Origin of the sequence: Flectobacillus sp. BAB-3569, assembly GCF_002270355.1 — a bacterium.
Lineage (GTDB): Bacteria > Bacteroidota > Bacteroidia > Cytophagales > Spirosomataceae > Flectobacillus > Flectobacillus roseus.
This window is the reverse complement of the sequence record NZ_NJFZ01000075.1, coordinates 1-7,073: the sequence shown is the minus strand read 5'-3', so window position 1 is coordinate 7,073 and position 7,073 is coordinate 1. Positions and strand designations below refer to the sequence as shown.

The following is a 7,073-nucleotide window of genomic DNA, read 5'->3' as shown; positions in this document are numbered from 1 at the left end:
CAAGGCTTTAGAGCTTTTTTTCTATGACATATTTTGCCATATCCAACTCCAAGGCTAGTTCTGCATACATGCGCTTGAGTTTGGCGTTCTCTTCTTCAAGTTGTTTGACCTTCTTGAGTTCGCTCGCTTCCATGCCGCCATAACGCTGACGCCATTTATAAAATGTTACCTTACTGACCCCATATTCCCGAACAATGGTGTCTAAGGACTTGCCAGATTCAAATTCCTTAAGAATCTTGGCAATTTCGGTCGGACTAAATTTGCTCCTTTTCATAATACTTACCTAAAGTTAAAAAATATCACACTTTTTAAACTTTTAATCCGTACTATTTTTGGGGAAGCTTACATAAGAACGTCGGAAGTAAATTCAACATTTAATTTGTCTGAGTACTTAATTACTTTTGAAGATAGAATTTATCAAGAAGATTTTAGCTAACTAAAATCCCTGACACAGTTTAGTGAACACTCCCTTTACAGCTAGCTTATTAGTTTATTCCCTTTAATATAAGTTTAGTTCGATCAATATAAGATCTAGTACGCTTAGATTAAGAGAAATATTAACCTATGATATTATATCATATAATTGATTTTAAAACACGATGTTTTCTAATTGATATTACATGAAAACATCTGTGTTTTCAACGTTTTCATTTTTCTGAACGATGTTTTCTAATTGATATTATATGAAAACATCTGTGCTTTCAACGTTTTCATTTTCCTGAACGATGTTTCCTAATTGATACTATATGAAAACATCTGTGCTTTCAACGTTTTCATTTTCCTGAACGATGTTTCCTAATTGATACTATATGAAAACATATATGTTTTCAATGTTTTCATTTTTCTAAACATATATTCCATATGCTTATATTAAACACTTATTTAAGCTTTTCAACAATCATAAATTGATTAAAATATACACCTTTATAAGTATATTCTTACATCGGATTGTCCATGTTTATAGAAATTTTTCATCAACATATAACAGCTTATCAACATCATTTCAGACATCTATTTTGATGTTTCAGAAGTCATTATTACCACTTGGGGCAATTAGGTTTACTTGCGGAATACTAAATCAGCAACTTTTGCACCAGTAAGAGCTACTAACAAGGCTCGTTTTAAAAGTTAGGTTTAAGATATATAGGTTTTCAATTATGAATTCTTTATTCTTTTTAAGCAAATAGATCCACGTCACTATAGATATCTTAACAGTCCATAAAATATTTAATTATAGTTTGTATAGCATTTTCGCCATAGTGGTTCTATTAAAAATGTTGAAACCAATATTCATTTGTATTACTACATGTACACTAAAAATCTATTTTTGATTACAAAAGCTTTTGCTACCATCTTTATTCTTTTAACTACAATGACAACTAAAGCTCAATTCGTAATAAAAGGTAGAGTAACAGATGCAAAAAACGGAGATCCATTACCTTTTGCTACTATTGGTATCAAAGGTAAAAACATAGGTTCTCAAGCCAATTTTGATGGTGTTTTTATAATTCGGGCAAAGGAGCTTGGAGACTCCTTATACGTTAGTTCAGTAGGTTATAAAACTCGTGTCAAGGCTCTAAACAAAAAAGTCGCAGATCAAACAATTGATTTTCAACTTGCAAGTGAAGCCAAATCTCTATCCGAAGTGTATGTATATTCAGGCGAAAATCCTGCATTCAAAATACTTCGTAAACTTCGTGAGAATAGCGACAAAAATGATCGTAAGAGACTTTCTGCATATGAGTATAATTCCTATTCGAAAGTTGAGTTAGATGTGGATAATATCTCGGAGAAGTTTAAGGAAAAGAAGGTGATGAAACAAATTCAAGGAGCCATTAGCAAGTTTGAAAAAATTGCTGGTGAAGATGGTAAGGCTGTAGTGCCAACCTTTATTGCTGAAACTGTTTCAAAATTTTATTACCGTGAAAGCCCTTCTCGTCGAAAAGAGCTAGTACTGAAAAATAATATAAAAGGTGTTGGAGTAAAAGAAGGGGGGTTTGTATCACAGTTGGTAGGAGGAAACTTATTTGCAAACTACAACTTCTATAATAACTACGTAGCATTTTTGGGAAAAGACATTACATCCCCAATCGGAGAAAATTGGAAAGGCTCTTACCAGTGGTATCTGTCGGATACAACAGATATCGATGGACATATTTGCTATGGAATAGAATTTGACCCTAAAAATGACAAAGACTTAGTGTTTAGTGGGAAAGCCTATATCGATACAACATCTTTCGCATTAGTACAGATAGATGCTACAGTTGGAAAGGAAGCAAATATTAACTTTATAGATAAAGTCAAAATCTCTCAAGAGTTAACCGAAACTCCAGAAGGAGCATGGTTACCTGCTAAAACTAGATTCTTAATAGATATTGCTGAAATCTCAAAAAATTCGGCTGGGATGCTTTTGAAAATGTATATTTCAAATAGAGATTTTCTGGTTAACCAACCTAAACCCCTATCATTTTATGATATTCCTGTAGAAATATCTGATGATTCGAAAGAACCTGACCCTAAATTTTGGGAACAAGCACGTCATGAGCCTTTCAGCGCCCAAGATGTTTTAGCCTCGAAATTGATAGATACAGTAAGGAATGTTCCAATCGTAAAAACATACGTTGAAATAGCGGAACTTATTACCAGCGGATATAAGCGCTTCGATGGCCTTGAAATAGGCCCGTATCTTTACTCTGTTGCATTCAACCGTATTGAAGGCCTTCGTTTTCGGATGGGCTTTAGAACTAATGCTGCATTTAGCAAGCGCTTAGTATTAAAAGGTTTTGCAGGAATTGGTACTCGTGATTTAAAAATGAAATATAGTGGAGAAGTAAATTATATACTTTCAAGAAGACATTGGACAGTAGCTGGAGTACGCCACACGTATGATTTAGAGAGGATAGGACTAACTTCCGAATTAATAGGCGATAATAAAATTTTCTATGCATTTACACGATGGGGGGTATTCTCCGGAGCATTTTATAGAAGAGAAAATGAAACATTTATCAAAACAGAGCCAACAAAAGGTTTAACTTTCTCCGCATCTTTGATTCAGAGAAACTTTGATCCTCTTTTCGATTTTAAGTACCGTACAAATCCTGAAATGGGACAACTGTCGCCTTCAAGAGACTACTATGATGATACTTTTCTAACAATTGAGGCGAGGTTTGCGAAGAATGAAACCTATATAATGGATGGGAATGAGCGTGTCACGTTGGAAACAAAACGAGTGCCAGTGGTTACACTTACTTATCAAAAAGGTTTAAAAGGCTTCCTAAATGGAGATTTTGATTATCACAAATTTACTGCAAAGGTATTCCAAACATTTAGATTGGGTACACTTGGACGTTCATCATATTTATTGACTGCGGGATATACACCTTCTAAATTACCAGCGCCTTTATTGTATCCACATTTAGGAAATCAAACAATTTTTTTTAACCGTGCAGCCTTTAATACTATGCACTACTTTGAATTCGTAAGCGATAAGTTTGTTTCCTTTCAATACAACCATAACTTCGAAGGATTACTATTCAATAGAATTCCTGCGATTAGACAGTTAAAATGGCGTTTACTAGCCACTGTCAATGTTTTGGTTGGTAGTCAGAGCAATGAAAATCAACAAGTAATGGATGATACAATGTCAAGTTCTAATCTTCCCCATTCTTCAAATTTACATGAATCAAGATTTAATTTTTCAAGTTTAAATCCAAATATACCTTTTGTGGAAGTAGGATATGGTCTTGATAATATCTTCAAAATATTTAGATTACAAGCTTTTCACCGTTTAACTTACCTTGATCATTTATCTCCTTCAGGGAAAATACCTGATATGTTTACTATAAAAGGATCTATCCATTTTTCATTCTAATTAGGTGGATCATATAGTTAAAGAATATTTTATTTATATTCTTTAACTATATTAGGTCTAAGAAGGCCTAATATAGTAACAACTTGATTTTTTGTTTTCATCAATAAGGCTATGATGTGGAATCAGACTCGTATTAAAACATATAAATTTATATTTTAATCAAAAAGATCTTTGCTGAAAAGTTTTCATTATTGATAGTTGTGCTAGATTAGGCATACAATAATTGTGGTTGAAGTTATATTCACATTTTATGTGGAATTATAAAGCCTTTTCAGGGATTAGTATTTCGTAATTTCAATATAGTAGATTTCAAACAATTTAAAATCTACTATATTGAAATTACGGCAACACGACACAATCGGAAAATATACAAGTTTGATGACAACTTACAAATAATATAATAATAGGTTTATTATCAATAGAAAATGGTTTCTGAAAAATCATTTCGAACGTTTATTATGATGTTTCATAAACCATTCTTATCATTTGGAGTAATTAAGGTCACTTACATAATTTTGCGTCAAAAAATTTTACACTGTTTTTGAAGTATGTAGATCAGGAATGAAATATAAAAAGGAAGTTTATGGCACAAATAGGAGAAAGTTTTGTTAGTAACACTTGGAAACGTGTATTGATTGTAATGTCTGCATTTTTCTTACTATATGCAATCACATACATTCTGGACCCTTTTTCGCCATCAGTCAAGATGTTTTTCCATCGGTCTATTGGTGAAATTTTACTGGATTTAGGTACAACATTGATATTTTGCATTGGGGTATCTGAGACTAGTATATACATTGGAAAGCGGTTAAACAAAGTGCTTTCTTGGACTGAGTCTCCTGTTCGTCGTTTACTTGCTGAAGCTAGTCTTAACTTATTTGCTGTATTTAGCATACATCTTTTGATCGCATTATTATATATTTTTATAACTAATCATGATCAAAAAGAACTTGTATTAAATTTCAGTTTGGAAGACACCAGATGGTTTGTTGTAAGTACAATGATTGTAGGGGTGATTGTAACAATTAATACGGGGAACTATATGATTAATAATTGGAAGAATGAGGCGATTAGAGCAACGGAGCTTAAACAAATTATTATAGAAACAGAGCTACAATCACTTAAATTTCAGTTAGATCCTCATTTTGTATTTAATAATCTAAGTGTGCTTTCTGAACTTATTCTTCAAGACCAACAGCTTGGATATGATTACGCTGAAAATTTTTCTAAAATATATAGATATTTACTGGTTAATTCGAAAAAGAACACCATCTCACTTGAAGAAGAATTGAAGTTTTTGGATGCATATATTTTTTTATTAGAACTACGTATTGGTCAAGGTGTGGATTTTGACATTGATATTTCACCTTCAGAAAGGTATTTAAAACTACCACCATTAACTCTACAAATGCTTGTCGAAAATGCACTAAAACATAATAAGACGCTCAGAAATGACCCTTTAAAAATAAGGATTTATAGTGCTCATAAAAATTTGATTATTGTAGAGAATACGATGAGTCCGTTAGAATTAAACATACCTTCTTCTGGCATTGGTTTGAAAAATATTGAACGTAGGTATAATATACTTAAGGGGGGTAAGCCAATAGTATACCAAGATGAAAAGATTTTTAGAGTTACAATACCATTAATTAAGTAAATATAGATGAATATTTTAATTATTGAAGATGAAAGACCCAATGCGGAAAGACTTAAACGTCTGATAATAAGTATACGCTCACAAGTAAAAATACTTGGTATACTCGAAACTGTTAAAGATAGTATCGAATGGCTTCAAATTAACGATTCTCCAGACTTGATTATGATGGATGTGAAGTTATCTGATGGTTTAAGCTTTGAGATTTTCGATAAGATAAAAGTCGATGTGCCTATTATTTTCACTACCGCTTACGATGAATTTGCAATTAAGGCATTTAAACAGTATAGTATTGATTACTTGCTAAAACCGGTTGAAAAAGATGAGCTAAGTTTAGCCTTCAAGAAATTCGACATCATTGCTTCGAAGGTAGACCAGAATGCTATTACACGATTATTAAGTGATTTCAGACCTAAGAACTATAGAACACGATTCCTACTACCATATCGTGATGGATTTAAGACTGTATTAGTAACAGATATCGTATTTTTCTTCTCTGAGCTCAAAATCACTAAGGCCAAATTGTTAAATGGTACTCAAGAAACACTTCCTCTGACAATGGATGAGTTGGAACAGCAACTTGATCCATCTCTATTTTTCAGGGCTAATAGGCAGTTCATCATACACATCGATTCAATCGAGCAGATATATAATTATTTCAACAACAAACTTAAAATCCAGTTAAAGAAGAATTATGATGTAGAGGTGATCGTAAGCAGAGAGAAGGCACCTCTTCTAAAGACGTGGCTTGGGTATGATTGATATATAAATAGTTCATATCATTTGATAGTAAGTTCTATATAGCATTTAGTTAATCAAGTAGATTTCATTAAACTTTTCAGTAAGCCTATTTTACTATTCAGCACCCAATAATTACAGTTCGGTATAAAACTAACTCAGAATTTGGTGATGCTATGCTTGTTTTGCATTATGAATAATGTAAACGCAACAACACATGAATAGTAAACTGAATTTTGCTCTCTTCACAATAGCCACATCAATTATGCTATCCTCTTGTGGCGGCGAATCAAGCAAGACGGATTCAGCTGCAGTAGGACAGTCACAGGCAGTTGAAACTGATTTTATTATCCTTCAAACAAGTAATGAAGATACTCAATCACAATATCCAGGCTCAATAGAAGGAAGTGTTAATGTAGATATTAAACCACAAATTTCAGGTTATTTGGAAAAAGTATTTGTAAAAGAAGGAGACTATGTACAAAAGGGGCAGCTTCTTTTTACAATCAAACCAGAGATATATTCTGAACAAGTCAATGGAAGCAATGCAGCATTAAAAGTCGCTTTAGCAAATCAGGCAGTAGCTAGATTAGAAATCGATAAAATTGCTCCACTAGTAGCAGGTAAAGTTGTATCTGAAATCCAATTAAAGTCTGCCCAAGTTGCGTATGAATCAGCAACGGCACAGGTCGAGCAAGCAAAGGCTGCTCTGAGTTCATCGAGAATAAACTATAACTTCACTAGTATTAAAGCACCGGTAAGTGGGTACATTGGACGTATTCCAAGCAGGCTTGGTAGCTTGGTGGGACC

General features: G+C 33.0%; 4 protein-coding genes and 1 pseudogene. 4 read left to right on the top strand and 1 reads right to left on the bottom strand.

The genetic code is table 11. The features are described from left to right. Positions 1 to 13: 13 nt before the first annotated feature. Positions 14 to 274, bottom strand: a pseudogene (locus BWI92_RS26410) (transposase); the annotation flags it as partial. A gap of 1,053 nt (positions 275 to 1,327) precedes the next feature. On the opposite strand from BWI92_RS26410, the gene BWI92_RS26405 reads away from it, so the two are divergent. The 4 genes from BWI92_RS26405 to BWI92_RS26390 all read left to right on the top strand — a co-directional run. Then, the gene (locus BWI92_RS26405) at positions 1,328 to 3,871 is read left to right on the top strand and encodes a DUF5686 and carboxypeptidase-like regulatory domain-containing protein (RefSeq protein ID WP_176464558.1); all 2,544 of its coding nucleotides are present in this window, start codon (positions 1,328 to 1,330) and stop codon (positions 3,869 to 3,871) included. A 583-nt stretch (positions 3,872 to 4,454) separates the two neighbouring features. Then, positions 4,455 to 5,528, top strand: coding sequence for a sensor histidine kinase (locus BWI92_RS26400; RefSeq protein ID WP_095168616.1), 1,074 nt, complete (start codon positions 4,455 to 4,457; stop codon positions 5,526 to 5,528). Between the two features lie 6 nt (positions 5,529 to 5,534). Beyond that, complete coding sequence (locus BWI92_RS26395) at positions 5,535 to 6,287, top strand: LytTR family DNA-binding domain-containing protein (RefSeq protein WP_095168614.1); 753 nt, start codon at positions 5,535 to 5,537, stop codon at positions 6,285 to 6,287. 193 nt (positions 6,288 to 6,480) lie between these two features. Continuing rightward, the coding region (locus BWI92_RS26390; protein ID WP_141234950.1) for an efflux RND transporter periplasmic adaptor subunit at positions 6,481 to 7,073 on the top strand (593 nt) is incomplete at its 3' end.

Coding starts and splice junctions, on each gene's coding strand:
- BWI92_RS26400 (WP_095168616.1), top strand. CDS start 4,455: ATGGCACAAATAGGAGAAAGTTTTGTTAGTAACACTTGGAAACGTGTA.
- BWI92_RS26395 (WP_095168614.1), top strand. CDS start 5,535: ATGAATATTTTAATTATTGAAGATGAAAGACCCAATGCGGAAAGACTT.